Origin of the sequence: Caballeronia sp. LjRoot34, assembly GCF_964253815.1 — a bacterium.
Taxonomy (GTDB): domain Bacteria; phylum Pseudomonadota; class Gammaproteobacteria; order Burkholderiales; family Burkholderiaceae; genus Caballeronia.
This window is the reverse complement of the sequence record NZ_CAXUSB020000001.1, coordinates 2,745,616-2,764,192: the sequence shown is the minus strand read 5'-3', so window position 1 is coordinate 2,764,192 and position 18,577 is coordinate 2,745,616. Positions and strand designations below refer to the sequence as shown.

The following is an 18,577-nucleotide window of genomic DNA, read 5'->3' as shown; positions in this document are numbered from 1 at the left end:
GGCGCACGAGGCAGGGTCGTTATTGTAGCCGACGCCCCTGCATGTCCAAGACTCAAGCGTCAGACGAACGCGTCACCCACGATTTCCTCGATGCGCTGCTTCACCTCCGGCGTGATCTTTTGCACGACGTCGATGGCCTTCATGTTCTCGTGAATCTGCTCGACCCGCGACGCACCCGTAATCACGGTGCTGACATTCGGATTCAGCAAAATCCAGGCAAGTGAAAGCTGTGCCAGGGAGCAGCCAAGCTGGTCGGACACTTCCGCGAGGCGCCCGACAATGTTATTCGCGCCCTTGTCCGTCAGCTTCTTGGCCAACCATTCGTAACCTTGAAGCTGCGCGCGGCTATCCGACGGAACGCCGTCGCGATACTTGCCGGTGAGCAGCCCCGAGGCGAGCGGGCTCCAGGTTGTCAGACCCAGTCCAATGTCTTCATAGAGCCGCTTGTATTCGTTCTCGACCCGCTTGCGATGCAGCAGGTTGTACTCGGGCTGCTCCATCACCGGTTTGTGCAGATGATGCCGCTCGGCAATGTCGTACGCCGTGCGAATTTCGTCAGCGCTCCATTCCGACGTGCCCCAATACAGCGCCTTGCCCCGCGCGATGATGTCGCTCATTGCCCATACGGTTTCTTCGATCGGCGTATGCGGATCGGGCCGATGGCAAAACACGAGGTCGACGTAATCGAGTTGCAGACGCGCAAGCGAGCCGTCAATGGCGTTATGCAGGTACTTGCGGCTGAGCGTTTGCTGCTGGTTCGGTCCTTCGTTGATGCCAAAGAAAAACTTGGTCGACACCACGTAGCTTACCCGCGGCCACGCGAGCTCTTTCAACGCGCGCCCCATGATTTCCTCGGACTTGCCTTTGGAATAGACCTCCGCGTTATCGAAGAAATTTACGCCGTGATCGCGGGCGGCAGCGAGCGACTCGCGCGCCGCGCGATGGTCGACTTGCGTGCCGTAGGTCACCCACGAGCCGATCGACAATTCGCTGACCTGCAGGCCGGAACGTCCTAGCCGACGATAATTCATGTTCGTGATCTCCAGTTTTGGGTTTGAGCTGCATCAGGCGGGTTTCAAAGCTTAATCCGATTTCAGGATTCGCGCGGCGATGCCCGGCTTGGCAATCTTTGCGTTCATTGCATTTGTGATCGAACGATAACCCGGCCGAGTGACGTCGGATAGCTGACCGAAAGGCCTATGACATTTATCGAGGTTGATCGGCGCGGCATTGCGTGGTTTCATTGTTCAAACCTGAACAGAGGAGGGGTGGCAAATGACATCACTGAATACGAGTCTGGCGGGCAAGGTGGCGGTGGTCACGGGCGCGGCGAGCGGGATCGGTAAGCAGATTGCCCTGACTCTGGCCGAGGCAGGCGCAGCGGTCGCCATAGCAGATCTGAACCAGGACGCCGCCGACGCCGTGGCCGAGCAGATCAGGTCGCAGGGTGGCCGCGCATTAGGCGTGGTGATGGACGTGACCGACGAACAGGCGGTGAATACCGGTATCGATCGGGTGGCGGCGGAATTCGGCTCGGTCGATATCCTGGTGTCGAACGCCGGCGTGCAGATCGTCAATCCGATCGAAAACTACGCGTATTCCGACTGGAAGAAAATGCAGGCCATTCACGTCGACGGGGCGTTTCTGACCACGAAAGCTGCGCTCCAGCACATGTACAAGGACGATCGTGGCGGTGTCGTGATCTATATGGGATCGGTGCATTCGCACGAGGCGTCGGCGCTCAAGTCCGCGTATGTCACGGCCAAGCACGCGTTGCTCGGACTGGCCCGTGTACTGGCGAAGGAGGGCGCGAAGCATCACGTGCGCTCGCATGTGGTGTGCCCGGGTTTCGTGCGCACGCCGCTGGTCGACAAGCAGATCCCTGAGCAGGCCAAGGAGCTTGGTATCAGCGAAGAGGACGTGGTCAGGAACGTGATGCTGGGCGGCACTGTCGACGGCGTCTTCACAACGGTGGAAGACGTGGCCCAAACGGTTCTGTTCCTGGCAGCTTTCCCCACGGCCGCGCTCACGGGCCAATCGGTCGTGGTGAGCCACGGCTGGTTCATGCAGTAAGGCTTCAAACAGGAGTTTCGATGGCAGAACGAACGGGCAGTGCGCGGGGACTCAATGAATTAACAGGAACGAAGAAACGAATGAAGGCGACGAAGGAGCCTCGCCACGTGACGTCCCTTGACCTTGGCGAACCGCCCGAGGCATTTGCCTCGGGCGGTCCTGAAGTGGCCAAGCGCATCAAGTTGCCGCCGTATGAAACCATCGCGTTGATGTTGCAGGGCGGCGGGGCGCTCGGTGCTTATCAAGCGGGCGTGTATCAGGGGTTGAACGACGCCGGCATTCACCCGAACTGGATTGCGGGGATCTCCATTGGCGCATTGAACACGGCGATTATCGCGGGGAACGCGCCTGAGGATCGCGTGCCTCGTCTGCTCGAGTTTTGGGAGACGATCTGCCAGCCTGCCTTCATGCCGCCGTTGCCCGCTTTCGTAGAACACGCGTTCTTCAATTCCACCGATGAAATCCGCAAGGCTTTCACCGCGATGCAGGCTGGGAGCGCTTTGGTCGAAGGGCAGAAGGGATTCTTCGTACCGCGGTTTCCTCCGCCGTCACCGTTGGCTGCGGGAGAGCCGGGCACGGCAAGCTTCTACGACACACGGCCGCTCAAGGGGACCCTCGAACGGTTCTGCGATTTCGACCGGATCAACTCGCGTGAGACGCGGGTGTCGGTGGGCGCGGTGAATGTAGCTACCGGCAATTTCGCGTATTTCGACAACACTCGCATGAAGTTGCGGGCGGAGCATTTCATGGCGTCGGGGGCGTTGCCGCCGGGTTTTGCGGCCGTCGAGATTGATGGTGAGTATTTCTGGGACGGTGGCCTGATGTCCAATACGCCGCTGTACGAGATCGTGCAGGCTACGCCGCGTCGTGACACGCTCGCGTTCCAGGTCGATTTGTGGAGCGCACGGGGGCCGGTGCCGGACAGCATTGTCGACGTGATGGGACGCGTGAAGGATATTCAGTACTCCAGCCGGACGCGCCTGGTTACCGACACCTTGCAGCGCTCGCAGCGGTTTCGGAACGTGTTGAGGGAAGTGCTGGACAAAGTGCCGGTGGACATCCGCAACAGCGACCCGTGGTGCAAGACGGCGGAGGAACTCGCGTGTTCGAAGCGCTTTAACGTGATTCACCTCATCTACCGGCACAAGGAATACGAGGGGCACTACAAGGACTATCAATTCGGACTGTCGACCATGCGCGAGCATTGGGAAAGCGGCTTGTCCGATATCCGCGGCACGCTCTCGCATCGGGACTGGCTTGATATGCCGAACAACGATGCGGGTTTCATCACGCACGATGTTCATCGCGACGAGCGTTGATCGGGTGTCAATTTTATCGATAGGGAGCAAGCGGTGAACCGTAGACGGTTCCGCGTGCGCAGCACAGCCAGGAGCTCAAAAAAACGGCGCTCACACGGAGCGCCGTTTTCGAGACCACGAAAACCAGACTTATTTCAGCACGGTCGCGATAGCGTTGGCTACTACTTCAAGATTGCGCGTATTCAGCGCGGCCACGCAGATGCGGCCCGTGCTGACGGCGTAGATCCCGAACTCCTCGCGCAGGCGATCGACTTGCGGCGAGGTCAGGCCCGAATACGAAAACATGCCGCGCTGCTGGTTCACGAAGCCGAAGTCGCGCTGCACGCCTGCTGCCTTGATGTGCTCGACCAGACCGTTGCGCATGGCGCGAATGCGGTCACGCATTTCGCCGAGTTCCTGTTCCCACGTGGCGCGCAATTCGGGCGAAGCGAGCACCGCGGCGACAATTGAACCGCCGTGCGTCGGCGGATTCGAATAGTTTGTGCGGATCACGCGCTTGAGTTGCGACAGCACGCGCGTGGCTTCTTCCTTGGAGCTCGTGATGATCGACAGTGCACCCACGCGCTCGCCATACAGCGAGAACGATTTGGAGAACGACGACGACACAAATACGTTGATATCTGCCTTGGCGAAAAGGCGTACAGCTGCAGCGTCAGCGTCGATGTTCTCGCCGAAGCCCTGATAAGCGATATCCAGGAACGGAACCAGCGAGCGTGCCTTGACCGTTTCCACGACCTGTTGCCACTGCGCCGGGGTCAGGTCGACGCCGGTTGGGTTATGGCAGCACGCGTGCAGCACGACGACCGTTCCGGCCGGGTAGCTGTTGAACGCTTCCAGCATGGCGTCGAACTTTACGCCGTGCGTGGCTGCGTCGTAGTACGGGTAGTTCAGCACGTCAAAACCCGCGTATTCGAACAACGCGCGGTGGTTTTCCCAGCTCGGGTCACTGATCGCTACTTTGCCCGTGGGATTCAGCCGCTTCAGGAAATCGGCGCCAATCTTGAGCGCGCCCGTTCCACCCAGCGCCTGAGCCGTGATCACGCGGCCGTCGGCGATCAGCGGAGAATCATTGCCGAGCAGCAGCTTTTGCACGGCTGCGTCATAAGCGGCAATGCCTTCAATAGGCAGATAACCACGCGGCGCGGCGAGTTCCGTACGCGCTTTTTCGGCTTCGCGAACGGCGCGCAGGAGCGGAATCTTGCCTTCTTCGTTGAAATACACGCCCACGCCGAGATTGACCTTGGTCGTGCGCGGATCGGCGTTGAAGGCTTCGTTCAGGCCCAGAATAGGGTCACGGGGGGCAAGTTCGACGGCTGAGAAAAGAGACATGATTTATCGGCGGTAGTGGATAAGGCGGGCACGGGCGATCGGGATGGGGAATCGGCTGCTAATCGGCAACACAGCAGCTAAAAAGCGGCGCAAACGGGACCTCAAGGAGCCAATAAGAGCCAACAAAACTCCGTCCCATCGATGAAAACCCCAGTTCGGCATTGTAACGAATCGGCCGCCGCTTTTCGGCCTGGCGAAATGGAAGAAACGCGGGTTTTAGCCATTTTTTTCCGGCAATTTTCGGATTTTCTACAAAAACCAGAACGACGGATCACCGCGTGCCGGAATATTGCCCTCAAGCTTTCACTAACCAAAACAATCACTTGCGATTTCGTGGTACCGCCCCATCTTGGAAACATCGGGCATTGTGCGAAAGTTGGCGCAAATCGCCTGAAACCTGTTCCGACAATCCTGATCCGCCGTCCAGACCCGCTCCAGCGCGAACCGCTAGAATGGGTGTTTGCTCTCGGCCAAGGCACCTCATCCTCATGTCCGATACCCCGCTACTCGAAACCGCCGAAACCCTCGACGAATCCAAATTCATCAGGTTCGAAGGCTCTCCGTTCCAGCTGTACCAACCGTATCCGCCGGCGGGCGACCAGCCGACGGCGATCGCAACGCTCGTGGAAGGGATTGAGGACGGCCTGTCGTTCCAGACACTCCTCGGTGTAACGGGCTCCGGCAAGACGTTCACCATGGCGAACGTGATTGCGCGCATGGGCCGGCCGGCCATTGTGTTCGCACCGAACAAGACGCTCGCCGCGCAGCTTTACGCGGAGTTTCGCGAGTTTTTCCCTCGCAATGCCGTTGAATACTTCGTTTCTTACTACGATTATTACCAGCCGGAAGCCTACGTTCCGCAACGCGATCTGTTTATCGAGAAGGATTCCTCGATCAACGAGCACATCGAGCAAATGCGGCTCTCGGCGACCAAAAGCCTGCTCGAGCGTCGCGATGTGGTGATCGTGGCGACAGTTTCGGCAATCTACGGTATCGGCAACCCGTCGGAATATCACAAGATGATTCTGACGCTGCGCACCGGCGACAAAATGGGGCAGCGGGACATCATCGCGCGCCTGATCGCGATGCAGTACAGCCGCAACGAAGCCGATTTTTCGCGCGGGACGTTTCGCGTGCGGGGCGACACCATCGACATTTTCCCGGCGGAGCACGCCGAAATGGCGGTGCGCGTAGAGCTGTTCGACGACGAAATTGAGTCGATGCAACTCTTCGATCCGCTCACCGGCCGCGTGCGCAACAAGATTCCGCGTTTCACCGTTTATCCGTCGTCCCACTATGTGACGCCGCGCGACACGGTCATGCGCGCCATCGAGACGATCAAGCTGGAGTTGCGCGAACGGCTCGAGTTCTTCCATAAGGACGGCAAGCTGGTAGAGGCGCAACGGCTCGAACAGCGCACGCGCTTCGATCTGGAAATGCTGCAGGAACTGGGTTTTTGCAAAGGCATCGAGAATTATTCGCGGCACTTTTCCGGCGCGGCGCCGGGTGAGCCGCCGCCAACGCTCGTCGATTATTTACCGCCCGACGCGCTCATGCTGCTCGACGAGTCGCATGTGCTGATCGGTCAGTTGAACGGCATGTATAACGGCGACCGGGCGCGCAAGGAGAATCTCGTCGATTACGGTTTCCGGATGCCGTCGGCGCTGGACAACCGGCCGCTCAAGTTCAACGAATTCGAACGCAAGATGCGCCAGGCGATCTTCGTTTCGGCCACGCCGGCCGATTACGAAAACCGCACGGCGGGGCAGGTGGCCGAGCAGCTTGTGCGGCCGACCGGCCTGGTCGATCCCGATATTGAAGTGCGTCCGGCGCGCTCGCAAGTGGACGACGTGCTCGGCGAGATCAACGCGCGCGTCAAGGTGCATGAGCGTGTGCTGGTGACGGTGCTGACCAAGCGCATGGCCGAACAGCTGACCGAGTTTCTTGCGGATCACGGCGTGAAAGTGCGCTACCTGCATAGCGACATTGACACGGTCGAGCGCGTGGAAATCATCCGCGATCTGCGTCTCGGCACGTTCGACGTGCTGGTCGGGATCAATTTGCTGCGAGAAGGGCTGGATATTCCGGAAGTGTCGCTGGTCGCGATCCTTGACGCCGACAAGGAAGGGTTTCTGCGCGCGGAACGTTCGCTGATCCAGACGATCGGCCGGGCTGCCCGCAACGTGAACGGCAAGGCGATTCTCTACGGCGATAAAGTCACGGATTCGATGAAACGTGCGATCGGCGAGACCGAACGGCGCCGCACGAAGCAGATTGCGCACAATCTCGCGATGGGCATCACGCCGCGTGGCGTGACCAAGCGGATCAAGGACATCATCGACGGCGTCTATAACGCCGACGATGCCCGCGCCGAACTGAAGGAAGCCCAGACCCGCGCGAAGTTCGAGGACATGTCGGAGAAGCAGATATCGAAGGAAATCAAGCGGCTCGAAAAGCAGATGATGGATCACGCGAAAAACCTTGAATTCGAAAAAGCCGCGCAGACCCGCGACCAACTGTCACTTCTGAGGCAGCGCGTGTTTGGCGCCAATGTGGGTGATCACATTACGGGTATCAGCTAAACGTAAGGGTTTCAGGGCAGGGAACGCGGCAACCCGAGCGGGTTCGCCGCGTTTTTTTTGCCCGAAATTTCACTACAAAAATGTCTCCGCCATCTCAAAAACCCAGCAAGCGCAAGGCTTGTTGATTTTCATCAAATTGTTCCGTCCTCCGATCAGTGCTAAACTCTTCACCCATTGAGAATGGTTCGTATTAACGGTTGTCGGTTACGTTCTCATTGCGATTTCCTATCATCGGCGCCGAATTGATCAGTGAGCTGACCGGGTCGGGTCGAGCGTATGCGCGGCATCGGTTCGATCAATAACAAGAAGGAGTGAAGGATGCAGGTTTCAACTTTTGTACGCGGCTCGGTGGCCGCTGTCGTGCTTGTGGCAATGGTGTCGGCATCGGCTGCCGAATATCCGATCGGCAAGCAACATATCGAGAATGGCATGGAAGTTGGCGCGGTCTACTTGCAGCCGATCACCATGGAGCCGGAAGGCATGATGCGCAAGGCCTCGGATTCGGATGTGCACCTCGAAGCCGACATCCACGCCGTAAAGAACAATCCGAACGGCTTTGCGGAAGGCGACTGGATGCCTTACCTGCAAGTGACGTACGAGCTGACCAAGGTCGGCACGACGCAAACCATCAAGGGCGACATGATGGCCATGGTCGCCAACGACGGTCCGCATTACGGCGACAACGTGAAGCTCTTCGGCCCGGGCAAATACCACCTGAAACTCAACATCGCAGCGCCGATGCAAACCGGCCATATGGCGTTCGGCCGCCACGTCGACAAGGAAACCGGCGTGGGTCCGTGGTTCAAGCCCTACACGATCGAATACGATTTCCCGTTCGCCGGCATCGGCAAGAAGGGCGGGTATTGAGTAGTCGAGAGTAGTCGAGCCAGTCGTCCGGCATGACGTGAAGTAGCATGAAACGTCAAACCGGGCGTCGCAGCCAGGAAGCATGCATGCAACGCAAATACAAGTTGGTCGCCGCCTCGCTAGCCTTGGCGGCCGGATGGTTCGCCAGTGCCGCCGCAGCGCAAGCCGCCGACCTGCCGACCTTCAAGCTGGAAATGAACGACGGCAAGCTGAATCCCGCGCGCATTGAAGTGCCGGCGGGGCAGCGCATCAAGATCGAAGTGCACAACATTGGCAAGGGTGCGGCGGAATTCGAAAGCATCCAGTTGCGCAAGGAAAAAGTGCTCGCGCCAGGAGCCGATTCGTTCGTTGTGATCGCGCCGCTGGATAAGGGCGAATACAAGTTCTTCGACGATTTTCATCAGTCGGCGCAGGGTGTCATCGTCGCGAAGTAAGGTCACGCCGGGCCGGTTCGCGCGCTGTTCGTTCGGCGTCGCGCGCAAACCACGTTGGCCTGCAAGAGCGGGGGATAAGTGATGGGTCAGGTTCTTTTCATCGTGTGGCGGGAGAGTGTCGAGGCGCTGCTGGTCGTCGGCATCCTGTACGCATGGCTGAAAAATGGCGACGCCGACGCGCGTCGCGGCATTCCGTATTTGTGGGCCGGCGTGGCCGCCGGGTTGCTGGCCGCCATAGCGCTGGGCGCAGCGCTGGTCGGGTTCACGGAAGAGTTGTCCGGCGATGCGCAGGACTATTTCCAGACCGGCATGGTTCTGGTCGCGTGCGTGCTGATCGTGCAGATGGTGCTGTGGATGAAGCACCACGGCCGGTCAATGAAGCGCGACATGGAAGCGTCGCTGGAAAAGAGCAAGCAGGACGCGAACTGGTGGGGCGTCACCTTGCTGGTCGCGCTTGCCATTGCGCGTGAAGGCAGCGAGACGGTGATTTTCCTTTACGGCCTCGGCTTCGGCCAATCGGGGCACGTCGATCCCATGCAGTATCTGGCGGTCGCAATGGGTTTGGCGCTGGCTTTCCTGACGTTTTATCTGCTCCAGCTTGGCGGCAAGATTTTCTCGTGGCGGCTCTTTTTCCGCGTGACGGAAATCATGCTGCTGTTCCTCGCGGCGGGCTTGTTTGAAACGGGTGTCGATAAACTCATCGACAAGGAAATCCTGCCCGTCGTCATGAATCAGGTGTGGGACACGTCCTGGCTGCTCGATGACTCCAGCACCTTTGGTTCGCTGGTCGCCACGCTCACGGGTTATCGCGCGCATCCGGCCGGCATGAACCTGATTGCGTACGCGGTGTACTGGGCCGTGATCTTCCTGCTGCTGCGCCGATCAAAAAACCGGATGGCGCAAAAATCGGCGAGAAGGGTGGCATGAGCGACGTGATGAATCGGCCCGGCCGGCTGCAGCAAGCCGGCCAATGGATGCAACAACACGGCAGCATGATCCGCGGCATTCAATGGGTCGTGGTTGCCGTGTATGCGTTCCTGATTCTCGTTCCAGCCGTCTTGCCGTTGCCGGACGGTACCGCGCATCTCTGGAGCAACCTGACGCTGGCCGCGCAGTTTGTGTTCTGGGGTATCTGGTGGCCGTTCGTCCTGCTTTCCATGGTGATGCTCGGCCGCGTGTGGTGCGGCGTGCTGTGTCCCGAAGGCGCACTGACCGAGTTTGCGAGCAAGTTCGGCCGCGGCTGGGCAATCCCGCGCTGGTTGCGCTGGGGCGGCTGGCCGTTCGTGGCATTCGGCATCACCACCATCTATGGCCAGATGGTCAGCGTTTATCAGTATCCGAAAGCCGTGCTGCTGGTGCTCGGCGGCTCGACGGTCGGCGCAATGATTGTTGGCGTGCTGTATGGGCGCGAGAAACGCGTGTGGTGCAAGTATCTCTGCCCCGTGAACGGAGTATTTTCGCTTCTGGCGCGGCTTGCACCGTTTCACTACAAGGTCAACGAGGACGCGTGGCGCCGCTCGTATAAAGAGGGCGAGCACGGGCATCGCGTGATCCCCGTCAACTGCGCGCCGCTCGTGCCGCTACGCGCCATGAAGGGCGCGTCGGATTGCCATATGTGTGGGCGTTGCAGCGGCCATCGGGACGCTATTTCGCTGGAGTGGCGTTCGCCCTCGGCCGAAGTCGTGCAACTCGGCGATAAACAAGCTAATCCGTGGGATACCGCGCTGATCCTGTACGGCTTGCTGGGCATTGCTATTGGTGCGTTCCACTGGACCGTGAGCACGTGGTTCGTCGACCTGAAGCAGATCTTTGCGTCGTGGCTGATCGATCGCAACATTCTCTGGCCGCTCGATACAAACGCGCCCTGGTTCCTCTTCACGCATTATCCCGAACAAAACGATGTCTTCTCGTGGCTCGACGGCGGGATGGTCGTGGGTTATATCGTGGTCACGGGGCTCGTGTATGGCACGGCGCTTCTGGCCTTGCTGGCCGCCGGCACGCGCATGCTCGGGCGGTTCAGTTTCACGCGCCTGCATCACCTGACGCAGGCGCTGATTCCGGTGGCGGGATGCGGCGTGTTCCTGGGTTTATCGGCGACTACGGTGTCATTGCTGCGCGCTGAACACTTGCCGCTTTGGTGGGTAGCCGATGTGCGCCTGGGCCTGCTCGGTGTCGCGAACCTGTGGAGCGCGTGGCTTGCCTGGCGCGTCATCGGCCGGTATGCGCTCGGGCGTTTTGTCACGCAAAGTGTCGCGATGCTATGGTTCATCGCCGCGCTCGCCGTCGCCGATAGCGCGTGGTACCTGATGTTCTGGGGCTTTTCGCGGTAACGTTGCGGGTATCGACCCAATCGCGAGCCGCCAATCGCGAGCCGCTCGCGGGGCCAATCCCTTTATCAACACAACGACTATCCTCCAACAACAGGTGACGAAATGAGAACAAAACCGGTATTGACCGACGCGGACGTAAAAACCATCGCGGCCGCAGCTGAAGCGCATGCTTTGGCCAACAAGTGGTGCGTAGCGATTGCTGTCGTCGATGACGGCGGTCATCTGCTTCACCTGCACAGGCTGGAGGGCGCAGGCGCAAGCACGGCCGAGATGTCGGCGGGCAAGGCGCGCACCGCTGCGCTCGGCCGGCGCGAAACGAAAGTGTACGAGGACATGATCAAGCAAGGTCGCACGGCGTTCTTGAGCGCACCGATGACTGCCATGCTGGAAGGCGGCGTGCCGATCGTAGTCGGTGCGGATATTGTCGGCGCGGTGGGCGTGTCCGGCGTGAAGTCGGACCAGGACGCGGCGGTGGCGCGAGCGGGCATCGCGGCGTTGGGAATCGAGAGCGTTTAAGCTTCCCGAAGATCTGCCCAAAGCGGGCTTGCGTCATGCCGATCGAAACAAGTCGGCCTAAACTTCAAAGTTAAAAAAAGCACGTTTTCGCGAGAAAACGTGCTTTTTGCTTAGCTGATGGTGCTGTTCAAAGCACACGATTGGGAACCAAAAAAAGCGGCTTCGCTGGCTATCGACGACTGGCTGGTGTTTGCACGAAGGGGTCTAAAGTCTCGCGTGCAAGCCGTCATTGCTGGCTAGTGCCAAACACCTCTCGAAGAGGTGGTCCCCACAATACCCGGTACTGCAATTCTGTCCTGCGTGCTATTTGGTGAGAATCAGCTTGCCCAGGCGCGTTGCGCGCAACTGATACGTTTCACCGTTATGCATGATGCTGATGTGGCTATGACCTTGCAGCAACGTGTCGCTGCGTAGAGAACGCTCGGAACGCTCGGAACGTTCACCGCTCTCCGACACACTCGACTGTGTAGGACGCGCCGTCGTTACAGCGGCCGTCCGGGGACGCGAAATAGCTGCTGCCGCGGAGCGTTCGACGGGGTGACGTAGCCGAAGCGTATTGGAGCGCAGGAGGTCGGTCATGTCGAAAAGTCCGTTCGTTGAGTCGATGGAGTAATCTTAATGATAACCATTCCTATTTACAACAACGAAGTATTCATCGATCACACGTTTCGATAGTCATTGACTGTCTGGCTATCGGAACGTTGCGGTGCCTTAGTGGCTTAGTGCAGTGGGCCTTCGAGATTGCTGCCGTGAGCGAATTGCCGGATCAGCCGGACGGTATCGATATCCGCTTCCCGATACGCCGACTTCACGATCTCCTGCGTTTGAAGCGCGTCGGCGCTTGCCTGTGGATCATCGGCTACGGGCAGGGTGGTGGCGTAGGTGAAACGCAGGAACAACTGGAGTTCGTCCGGTTGCTCGATTGCCATGGTCAGCGAGCCGCCCACGTATTCGGCGGTCGGCAGGATGTCGTAGCGAACACTGGTTTGGGGGATCAGCGTCACGCGGTCACGCACGACGGCCTGACCGTAATGCAGTTCGCGTTCGAGTACGTCGCCAATGCGCGACAGGATCACGCAGCGATCCAGGCCGATCACGAATAATTGCGGCTGTTCCGCGCGCAGCACGAGTCCTTGCCAGACCTGTTCGCGGGTCATCGATTCCACGAATGGATTGAGCGGGTCGTTGATCTGGATGAGGTGTTCGAAATTCAAAACGACAGTTTCCTTGGGTTGTTCAGTTGTTCAGTTGGTCCGCAAAACGCGACGCTTATGCGTCTTATGCCGGCGTAAGGCCCGAATGAATCATGATCGCGCCGCTGAGAATCTTGTGCACGGGACACGCATTTGCAATTTGCAAGAGCCGTTCCCGCTGGGTGTTATCGAGTTCGCCGGTCAGGAGGATCTGGCGGTTGATCACCGTGCCCTCGGGCGTGATATCCATGGTCAGCGTCACGTGTACCGCTTCAAGCGGCCATGCCTTGTGCTTCGCGTACATCTTCAGCGTGATCGACGTACACGCGCCCAGGCTCGACAGTAACAAGCTGTGGGGAGTCGGGCCGGTATCTGCGCCACCGTGTGTTGATGGTTCGTCGGCGATCCAGTCATGCTGGCCATCGCTCAGCGAAACCTGAAAATCCGTTGCACCGATGTGGGCGCTGACGGACGGCGTCACAAATTTTTCGGACATGCGGTACTCCAGAATTAGCGGATGGACAGACAGCGCGGGGAATAAAAGCAGACGATAAAACGGCGCGGCACGAACGACTATTGTGACGCAAATAGTGTCATTCGTGCCGCGCCGGTGAAACAAGCACGGTCTGATGTCGATGACCGCCCAACGGCGGCGAACCCATCTAGTGGTTGATCGACCCCATGCGTCCCTCCTGGTAATCGACCACGGCCTGGCGGATCTCGTCCTCCGTGTTCATCACGAACGGACCGTAACGGACCACGGGCTCCTTTAACGGCACGCCACCGATCAGCAGCAATTCGAGCGGCTCGTCGCCGGCGGCGAACGTGACCGTATCGCCATCGTTTGCGAACACGATCATCTGCTGCGCCCGCACGGCTTGCTTCGCCTCGCCGTACAGACCGTTACCCGACAACGCATAACCGAACACACGAAAGTCCCGTGGCACCGGATGCACGACCGACGCGCCCGGTTGCAGCGAAAAATGCTGGTAAAGAATGGGCGTACGCGTTTCGATCGCTGCCTTGACGCCAAGCGCTTCACCTGCGATGACCTTCACGCGCACACGGCCGTCATCGCTGGTCGCGACCGGGATCCGTTCGGATGAGATTTCCTGATAATGCGGCGCAATCATCTTGTCACGCCTGGGCAGGTTCACCCAAAGCTGCAAGCCATGCACGCGGCCACCGGTGCGGGTGAATTCGGGATCGGGCATTTCGCTGTGAACCACGCCAGCGCCCGCCGTCATCCATTGCACGTCGCCCTGACGCAGCGTGCCGGAATGTCCCGCCGAATCCTTGTGGCCGAACTGGCCCTCAAGCACGTACGTGACGGTTTCGAAGCCGCGATGCGGATGATCGGGCGCGCCTTTTGCCTCGCCGGGCGCATAGTCGACCGGCCCCATTTCATCGAGGAGCAGGAAAGGATCGAAGTCCATCAAGAGCCGCGTCGGGAACGGGCGATGTACGATAAAACCGCCGCCTTCCACCGTGCGGAGCGCGGCAATCGTGCGTTCGATACTGCGTGTGTTTTCCATTTTGTCCTCGCTTGGGCAGGCCAGCGTGGCCATTGCAACGGGTGGGGCATTAGCGCCAAATTTAAAACATAGCGCTATTATATGGACGGTATTTCGCGGAAAAAGCCATCAAACCGCAATGGATTGTCCCGCCTGTGGAACAACGAAAACCCCAACGAAAAACCTGACCGCATGAAACCTGATTCGCATGACCTCAATGATCTGATGTATTTTTCGTACGTTGTCGAGCACGGCGGTTTCTCGGCGGCGGAGCGGGTGCTGGGTATCTCCAAGTCGCGTTTGTCACGGCGTGTGTCCGAACTTGAGACGTCGCTGGGTGTGCGTTTGATGCAGCGGTCCACGCGAAAACTCGCACTGACCGAGGCCGGCCAACTCTTCTACCAGCATTGCAAGGCGATGCTGGCCGAAGCCCAGGCCGCTGTCGATATCGTGCATAGCTTGCGCGATTCGCCGCGCGGCAGCGTGCGGGTCAGCGTGCCGGTGACGATCGCGCAGACGTTCTTGTCGGAGGTGATGCCTGAGTTCCTGCATCGATACCCCGAGGTTCGCGTCGTCCTGAGCGTGACGAATCGCGTGATCGATTTGTTCGAAGACGCTATCGACGTCGCATTGCGCGTGCGCTCGGAACCGCCCATCAATTCGACAATCGTTGCGCGCCCGCTCTGGCGCACGGAACAAATGCTGGTGGCAGCACCCTCGCTGCTCAAGCCGAACGCGCCGCCGCTCACGCCGTCGGAACTGGCCCAGTTCGATACCATCGATGTCCCGGCCACCGATGGCCGCCACGTCTTTCGCCTGATTGCGCCCGACGGTACGCGTCACGAATTCGAGCATGAACCGCGCCTTGTGACAGCGGACCTCGGCATGATCCGCGAAGCGGTGCTGCGTGGCGTGGGTATCGCGGCGTTGCCGGAGATGATGTACGGCGCGGCGCTGCGTACCGGCCAGATGTCCCCGGTAATGCCCGGCTGGACTTTTCCGGCGCCGCAGCTCTATGCGGTGTTTTTATCGCGGCAGGGCATGGTGCCGGCAATTCGCGCATTCGTCGATTTTCTCGTCGAGTCGATCAATGACAGCAATCGCTTCCCGGGAGAATGTCCTCTCCAGCCGGAGCCCGCTCGCGAAACAGTGTGACTAATCGCGCCGTACGCTTAAGTTTCTGACATTGAAGCGTGCGCTTGCGATGGTCAGATTCAATCGCCGTCGGCTTGTAGGTGCTGTGCTCGGGCGCTATATTGAAATCTCTTCGCTAAGGAGCTGCTTATGCGAAAACTCACGGCCACTTTTATAGTAGGCCTGATAGGGCTAATAGCGCTGTCCGTGTCGAGCACGGCTGTCGCATGTGGCGATACTGCGGATTCGAATGTCTCGACGCCAAAGTAACCGCTAGCCCGAATGTGCCGGCGCGCACACAAAAAAAGGCCTTCATCATTGCGATGAAGGCCTTTTACCTTGCGGGGCTTCAAAACGACCTAAGCGCGCAAATCATGCCGCGCTACTTCCCACCCGCCTTCGGCTCGGTGACAAACCCGATCTTCGATAACCCGCCGCCTTGCGCGGCCGACATCACATCGGCGACACGCTCATACGGCACCTTGCGGTCCGCACGCAGGCGCAATTCCGGCTGCGGCGTCTGTTTAGATGCGTCGGCTATGCGCGACTGCAGCGCGGCATCGTCGACCTTCTGGTCGTTCCAGAGCACCGTTCCGTCCGCTTCGACGGCAACGTCCACGTGTGCCGGCTTCGTGTCCTGCGGCTGGCTGCTCGCCTTCGGCAAGTCGATTTTCACCGCATGGTTGATCGCGGGAATCGTGACGAGAAAGATGATAAGGAGAACCAACATGACGTCGACGAGCGGCGTCATGTTGATCTCGCTCATCATGCCGTCGTCCTCGTCACTGGAGAAAGGGCTCATGGCCATGGCGACGTCCCCTTAGCTCACACGCGACGCAGGCTGCCTGGATCCCGCAGTGGATCCGGCAGCGCCCGTCGTCGTGGCGCTCGCAGCGTGCTGCGTGGCCAGGCGCAGGCCGTCTCCACGCTTGCTGGACGCGAGCTTGGTGCCCGTCACGAAGAACGCGTGCAGGCCGTGCGCGAAGCGGTTCAGCTTCGTGACAATAGCCTTGTTCCAGCGGGTCAACGCGTTGTAGCCGAGCACCGCCGGAATGGCGACGAACAGGCCGAACGCCGTCATGATCAGCGACTCGCCGACCGGTCCCGCGACTTGATCGATGGACGTCTGGCCGGTCGCGCCAATGGTCAGCAGCGCGTGATAAATGCCCCACACCGTGCCGAACAATCCGACGAACGGCGCCGTGCTGCCGATCGATGCAAGCACGGCGAGCCCCGCCTGCATCCGTCCGACGCCTTCATCCATGGTGTCCTTCAGGCAGCGTGTGACCCAGTCCGACACGTCCATGCGGTCGTGCAGATGCGGTTGCGTCTGATGATGGTGATCAGCCGCGTCCTGACCGGAGAGGGCGAGCGCGAGGAACGGATTGTCCTGCGCGTTCGAGGAATGGCTGCTCAGCTTGTTGATGCCGTCGGCGAAATCGTCCGAATGCCAGAACGCCTGCTCGGCGTTCTTCGTGAGGCGCTTCAGGCGCACCACGTTCAGGCCCTTCACCAGAATCACTGTCCACGACAGGATCGACATGATCGCCAGCGCGAGCGCGATACCCCGCGTGACGAAATCCCCTTGCGCCCAGACATGCGCCAAGCCGTAGTTTTGCATTGCAGTTCCTGTAGATATCTAGAAATTAGGTCGAATTTTTTAGTGTTATTCAGCGTTCGTTGGAGCGATCCGACCGTGGCGCTAGTCGTTCAACCCAAACACGAACGGCTGGGAATAGGCAGCGCGGATCGCCACGCCGTTTTCCTTATAGGGCTTGCATGCACTTGAGCGCATGGCACTGAGCGCGGCGTCGTCCAGCCGCGACGAACCGCTGCTCTTCTTCAGTTCGATGTTCTCGATCTTCCCCGTCAGCCCGACGACGAACTTCACCAGCGCCGTCCCCGATTCCCCGCGACGCCGCGACAACGCCGGATAGTCCGGCATCGCGATATTGCATTCGAGATGCGCGACGTCTTTCGGCGCGTTGAGCGCCATGGTCGGACGCCCGATAGCCGGCGCCGCGGCGGCCGGCGCTGCCGCAACCGGCGGCGAAGGCGGAGCGGGAGCCGGCTCAGGCGCGGCTGCCGCCACAGGCGAGGGCGCCGTGGTTTCCGGCAACGGCGTTGGTGCGGCCTTCACGCGCGGCTGAACGACGGGCTTGGGCTTCGGTAGCGGCTTCGGTGGAACCGGTTTCGGTGGCGGAGGAACGGGCGTCGACTGAATTGCCACAGGCGCTGCAACCGGTTGCGGCGGCGCGGGACTAATCAGTTCGGCAGTGATTGTCTTCGATTCCATCGGACGCGGCGGCGGCTCGTTACGCAGGGTAAGCACAACGGCCAACAGGCCCACGTGAATCGCCACCACAGCGACACTCGCGGCAATCACGCGCGGATTGAGGCCTGAGGATTCGATCGAACGGGAGGAGTGAACGTTAAGCGCCGCAGCCGAATTGCCGGGCGAGATCAGGGGCGACGGCATATCAGCGTGGTTGTACGGCGGCGACGCCGTACGAACAGCGAAAGCCCATGCAGCATGTGAGACTGGAGGACTTCATTTTCGAAAGATGAGCAGAGAAATAAACACCGTGGTCACGAAACCGATCAGCAATTCCATCATTCCCTCCTTGGACGGGGGTTGGCGGGCTGGCTCAATGTGACCTGGCTTGCGGGCGGAGAAGCGGGGACTGCGTTTTTACACCTGGCAAGGCTAATGACGCGTGACGATCGGCTTGAAAACCACGCGCCGAAGTTGTTGCGTAGTCGTTGCGGTAACACGCCGGCATTCGTGGTGATGCGCCGGGCAAATCCCCGTTAACCTGGAGCGTGCTTACGCGGCTTTACGTTCGTAGAACGTCAGCGGTACCGCCTGATGCTGATCGCCGTGGTGCGTGCCGCAATGCGACGCGCAACCGCTTTGCGACATCACGTCGCGCACGGTTTCTTCGCATTTGCCGCAGCACATGGCAACACCCAGTTCAAATTGCAGTTCGTCGAAGGTAGCGACGCCATCTGCAATGGAGGCGCGAATCTTTCTGTCCGACACTGACTTGCACACACAGACGATCATGATTAACCGCGATAGCTAACGTTAATGCGAATTATTATCATTCCTTATGCGAAGGTTGGCAATAGGGGTGAACGGTTTTTTTCGATGTGCGGCGGGCGGGAAAAAGGGACGGGGCGCAAAGGCTTGTCGCACAAGGCGCCATGCTTATGTAAAAAACTGAAACCGCGTGCTCGAAAGGGGCTTTTTAGCCGCTAAAGCGGGTTTTTGAGACTTGGAAGG

19 protein-coding genes are annotated in these 18,577 nt (G+C 59.6%); 9 read left to right on the top strand and 10 right to left on the bottom strand.

Translation table 11 applies throughout. The annotated features are described in order from the left end of the window. Positions 1–59: 59 nt before the first annotated feature. The gene (locus tag ACSQ36_RS12330) at positions 60–1,031 is read right to left on the bottom strand and encodes a potassium channel beta subunit family protein (RefSeq protein WP_213761862.1); all 972 of its coding nucleotides are present in this window, start codon (positions 1,029–1,031) and stop codon (positions 60–62) included. 244 nt (positions 1,032–1,275) lie between these two features. Here ACSQ36_RS12330 and ACSQ36_RS12325 point away from each other — a divergent pair, with 244 nt between their 5' ends. Together ACSQ36_RS12325 and ACSQ36_RS12320 are read left to right on the top strand one after the other, a co-directional pair. Then, positions 1,276–2,073, top strand: a complete 798-nt coding sequence (locus ACSQ36_RS12325) for a 3-hydroxybutyrate dehydrogenase (RefSeq protein WP_213761861.1) — start codon at positions 1,276–1,278, stop codon at positions 2,071–2,073. An 80-nt stretch (positions 2,074–2,153) separates the two neighbouring features. Continuing rightward, positions 2,154–3,392: a DUF3734 domain-containing protein gene (locus ACSQ36_RS12320; RefSeq protein ID WP_436183163.1), complete on the top strand. Its 1,239-nt coding sequence runs from the start codon at positions 2,154–2,156 to the stop codon at positions 3,390–3,392. Positions 3,393–3,521: 129 nt separating this feature from the next. On the opposite strand, the gene ACSQ36_RS12315 is transcribed toward ACSQ36_RS12320, so the two are convergent. Then, a complete protein-coding gene (locus ACSQ36_RS12315; RefSeq protein WP_436182103.1) occupies positions 3,522–4,721 on the bottom strand; it encodes an amino acid aminotransferase in 1,200 nt (399 codons plus the stop codon). Positions 4,722–5,209: 488 nt separating this feature from the next. On the opposite strand from ACSQ36_RS12315, the gene uvrB reads away from it, so the two are divergent. From uvrB to ACSQ36_RS12285, 6 genes are all read left to right on the top strand, one after another. Further along, positions 5,210–7,303, top strand: a complete 2,094-nt coding sequence (gene uvrB, locus ACSQ36_RS12310) for an excinuclease ABC subunit UvrB (protein ID WP_436182102.1) — start codon at positions 5,210–5,212, stop codon at positions 7,301–7,303. A gap of 318 nt (positions 7,304–7,621) precedes the next feature. Continuing rightward, positions 7,622–8,170 carry an iron transporter gene (locus ACSQ36_RS12305; RefSeq protein WP_436182101.1) on the top strand — a complete coding sequence of 183 codons (549 nt, stop codon included), beginning with the start codon at positions 7,622–7,624 and terminating at the stop codon, positions 8,168–8,170. Between the two features lie 86 nt (positions 8,171–8,256). Further along, on the top strand, positions 8,257–8,604 hold the full coding sequence (locus tag ACSQ36_RS12300; RefSeq protein WP_213761907.1) for a cupredoxin domain-containing protein: 348 nt from the start codon (positions 8,257–8,259) through the stop codon (positions 8,602–8,604). A gap of 81 nt (positions 8,605–8,685) precedes the next feature. Then, positions 8,686–9,531 carry an FTR1 family iron permease gene (locus ACSQ36_RS12295; RefSeq protein ID WP_436182100.1) on the top strand — a complete coding sequence of 282 codons (846 nt, stop codon included), beginning with the start codon at positions 8,686–8,688 and terminating at the stop codon, positions 9,529–9,531. Then, positions 9,528–10,934 carry a 4Fe-4S binding protein gene (locus tag ACSQ36_RS12290; RefSeq protein ID WP_213761855.1) on the top strand — a complete coding sequence of 469 codons (1,407 nt, stop codon included), beginning with the start codon at positions 9,528–9,530 and terminating at the stop codon, positions 10,932–10,934. The genes ACSQ36_RS12295 and ACSQ36_RS12290 overlap by 4 nt, the downstream gene beginning before the upstream one ends. 102 nt (positions 10,935–11,036) lie before the next feature. Next, positions 11,037–11,450 carry a GlcG/HbpS family heme-binding protein gene (locus ACSQ36_RS12285; RefSeq protein WP_089158875.1) on the top strand — a complete coding sequence of 138 codons (414 nt, stop codon included), beginning with the start codon at positions 11,037–11,039 and terminating at the stop codon, positions 11,448–11,450. A 303-nt stretch (positions 11,451–11,753) separates the two neighbouring features. Here ACSQ36_RS12285 and hemP read toward each other — a convergent pair whose 3' ends face one another. The 4 genes from hemP to ACSQ36_RS12265 all read right to left on the bottom strand — a co-directional run bounded on the left by hemP (position 11,754) and on the right by ACSQ36_RS12265 (position 14,178). Continuing rightward, positions 11,754–12,029 carry a hemin uptake protein HemP gene (gene hemP / locus ACSQ36_RS12280; RefSeq protein WP_436182099.1) on the bottom strand — a complete coding sequence of 92 codons (276 nt, stop codon included), beginning with the start codon at positions 12,027–12,029 and terminating at the stop codon, positions 11,754–11,756. 140 nt (positions 12,030–12,169) lie between these two features. Beyond that, positions 12,170–12,664, bottom strand: coding sequence for an SRPBCC family protein (locus tag ACSQ36_RS12275; RefSeq protein ID WP_213761853.1), 495 nt, complete (start codon positions 12,662–12,664; stop codon positions 12,170–12,172). 64 nt (positions 12,665–12,728) lie between these two features. Beyond that, positions 12,729–13,139 carry an OsmC family protein gene (locus ACSQ36_RS12270; protein ID WP_436182098.1) on the bottom strand — a complete coding sequence of 137 codons (411 nt, stop codon included), beginning with the start codon at positions 13,137–13,139 and terminating at the stop codon, positions 12,729–12,731. 166 nt (positions 13,140–13,305) lie between these two features. Then, on the bottom strand, positions 13,306–14,178 hold the full coding sequence (locus ACSQ36_RS12265) for a pirin family protein (RefSeq protein ID WP_436182097.1): 873 nt from the start codon (positions 14,176–14,178) through the stop codon (positions 13,306–13,308). Between the two features lie 171 nt (positions 14,179–14,349). Between ACSQ36_RS12265 and ACSQ36_RS12260 the strand changes: the two genes are divergently transcribed. Next, a complete protein-coding gene (locus ACSQ36_RS12260; RefSeq protein WP_436182096.1) occupies positions 14,350–15,312 on the top strand; it encodes a LysR family transcriptional regulator in 963 nt (320 codons plus the stop codon). A gap of 361 nt (positions 15,313–15,673) precedes the next feature. On the opposite strand, the gene ACSQ36_RS12255 is transcribed toward ACSQ36_RS12260, so the two are convergent. The 4 genes from ACSQ36_RS12255 to ACSQ36_RS12240 all read right to left on the bottom strand — a co-directional run bounded on the left by ACSQ36_RS12255 (position 15,674) and on the right by ACSQ36_RS12240 (position 18,358). Then, a complete protein-coding gene (locus tag ACSQ36_RS12255) occupies positions 15,674–16,099 on the bottom strand; it encodes an ExbD/TolR family protein (protein WP_213761849.1) in 426 nt (141 codons plus the stop codon). Between the two features lie 12 nt (positions 16,100–16,111). Next, complete coding sequence (locus ACSQ36_RS12250; protein WP_436182095.1) at positions 16,112–16,912, bottom strand: MotA/TolQ/ExbB proton channel family protein; 801 nt, start codon at positions 16,910–16,912, stop codon at positions 16,112–16,114. An 81-nt stretch (positions 16,913–16,993) separates the two neighbouring features. After that, complete coding sequence (locus ACSQ36_RS12245) at positions 16,994–17,770, bottom strand: energy transducer TonB (RefSeq protein ID WP_436182094.1); 777 nt, start codon at positions 17,768–17,770, stop codon at positions 16,994–16,996. 348 nt (positions 17,771–18,118) lie between these two features. Then, complete coding sequence (locus ACSQ36_RS12240) at positions 18,119–18,358, bottom strand: (2Fe-2S)-binding protein (RefSeq protein ID WP_436182093.1); 240 nt, start codon at positions 18,356–18,358, stop codon at positions 18,119–18,121. Positions 18,359–18,577 lie beyond the last annotated feature (219 nt).

Excerpts from the sequence above, each read along its gene's own strand:
- ACSQ36_RS12250 (WP_436182095.1), bottom strand. The coding sequence starts at position 16,912 with ATGCAAAACTACGGCTTGGCGCATGTCTGGGCGCAAGGGGATTTCGTC.
- uvrB (WP_436182102.1), top strand. The coding sequence starts at position 5,210 with ATGTCCGATACCCCGCTACTCGAAACCGCCGAAACCCTCGACGAATCC.
- ACSQ36_RS12315 (WP_436182103.1), bottom strand. The coding sequence starts at position 4,721 with ATGTCTCTTTTCTCAGCCGTCGAACTTGCCCCCCGTGACCCTATTCTG.
- ACSQ36_RS12260 (WP_436182096.1), top strand. The coding sequence starts at position 14,350 with ATGAAACCTGATTCGCATGACCTCAATGATCTGATGTATTTTTCGTAC.
- ACSQ36_RS12330 (WP_213761862.1), bottom strand. The coding sequence starts at position 1,031 with ATGAATTATCGTCGGCTAGGACGTTCCGGCCTGCAGGTCAGCGAATTG.
- ACSQ36_RS12240 (WP_436182093.1), bottom strand. The coding sequence starts at position 18,358 with ATGATCGTCTGTGTGTGCAAGTCAGTGTCGGACAGAAAGATTCGCGCC.
- ACSQ36_RS12300 (WP_213761907.1), top strand. The coding sequence starts at position 8,257 with ATGCAACGCAAATACAAGTTGGTCGCCGCCTCGCTAGCCTTGGCGGCC.
- ACSQ36_RS12255 (WP_213761849.1), bottom strand. The coding sequence starts at position 16,099 with ATGGCCATGAGCCCTTTCTCCAGTGACGAGGACGACGGCATGATGAGC.
- ACSQ36_RS12325 (WP_213761861.1), top strand. The coding sequence starts at position 1,276 with ATGACATCACTGAATACGAGTCTGGCGGGCAAGGTGGCGGTGGTCACG.
- ACSQ36_RS12295 (WP_436182100.1), top strand. The coding sequence starts at position 8,686 with ATGGGTCAGGTTCTTTTCATCGTGTGGCGGGAGAGTGTCGAGGCGCTG.
- ACSQ36_RS12265 (WP_436182097.1), bottom strand. The coding sequence starts at position 14,178 with ATGGAAAACACACGCAGTATCGAACGCACGATTGCCGCGCTCCGCACG.
- ACSQ36_RS12245 (WP_436182094.1), bottom strand. The coding sequence starts at position 17,770 with ATGCCGTCGCCCCTGATCTCGCCCGGCAATTCGGCTGCGGCGCTTAAC.
- ACSQ36_RS12285 (WP_089158875.1), top strand. The coding sequence starts at position 11,037 with ATGAGAACAAAACCGGTATTGACCGACGCGGACGTAAAAACCATCGCG.
- ACSQ36_RS12270 (WP_436182098.1), bottom strand. The coding sequence starts at position 13,139 with ATGTCCGAAAAATTTGTGACGCCGTCCGTCAGCGCCCACATCGGTGCA.
- hemP (WP_436182099.1), bottom strand. The coding sequence starts at position 12,029 with ATGACCGACCTCCTGCGCTCCAATACGCTTCGGCTACGTCACCCCGTC.
- ACSQ36_RS12290 (WP_213761855.1), top strand. The coding sequence starts at position 9,528 with ATGAGCGACGTGATGAATCGGCCCGGCCGGCTGCAGCAAGCCGGCCAA.
- ACSQ36_RS12320 (WP_436183163.1), top strand. The coding sequence starts at position 2,154 with ATGAAGGCGACGAAGGAGCCTCGCCACGTGACGTCCCTTGACCTTGGC.
- ACSQ36_RS12305 (WP_436182101.1), top strand. The coding sequence starts at position 7,622 with ATGCAGGTTTCAACTTTTGTACGCGGCTCGGTGGCCGCTGTCGTGCTT.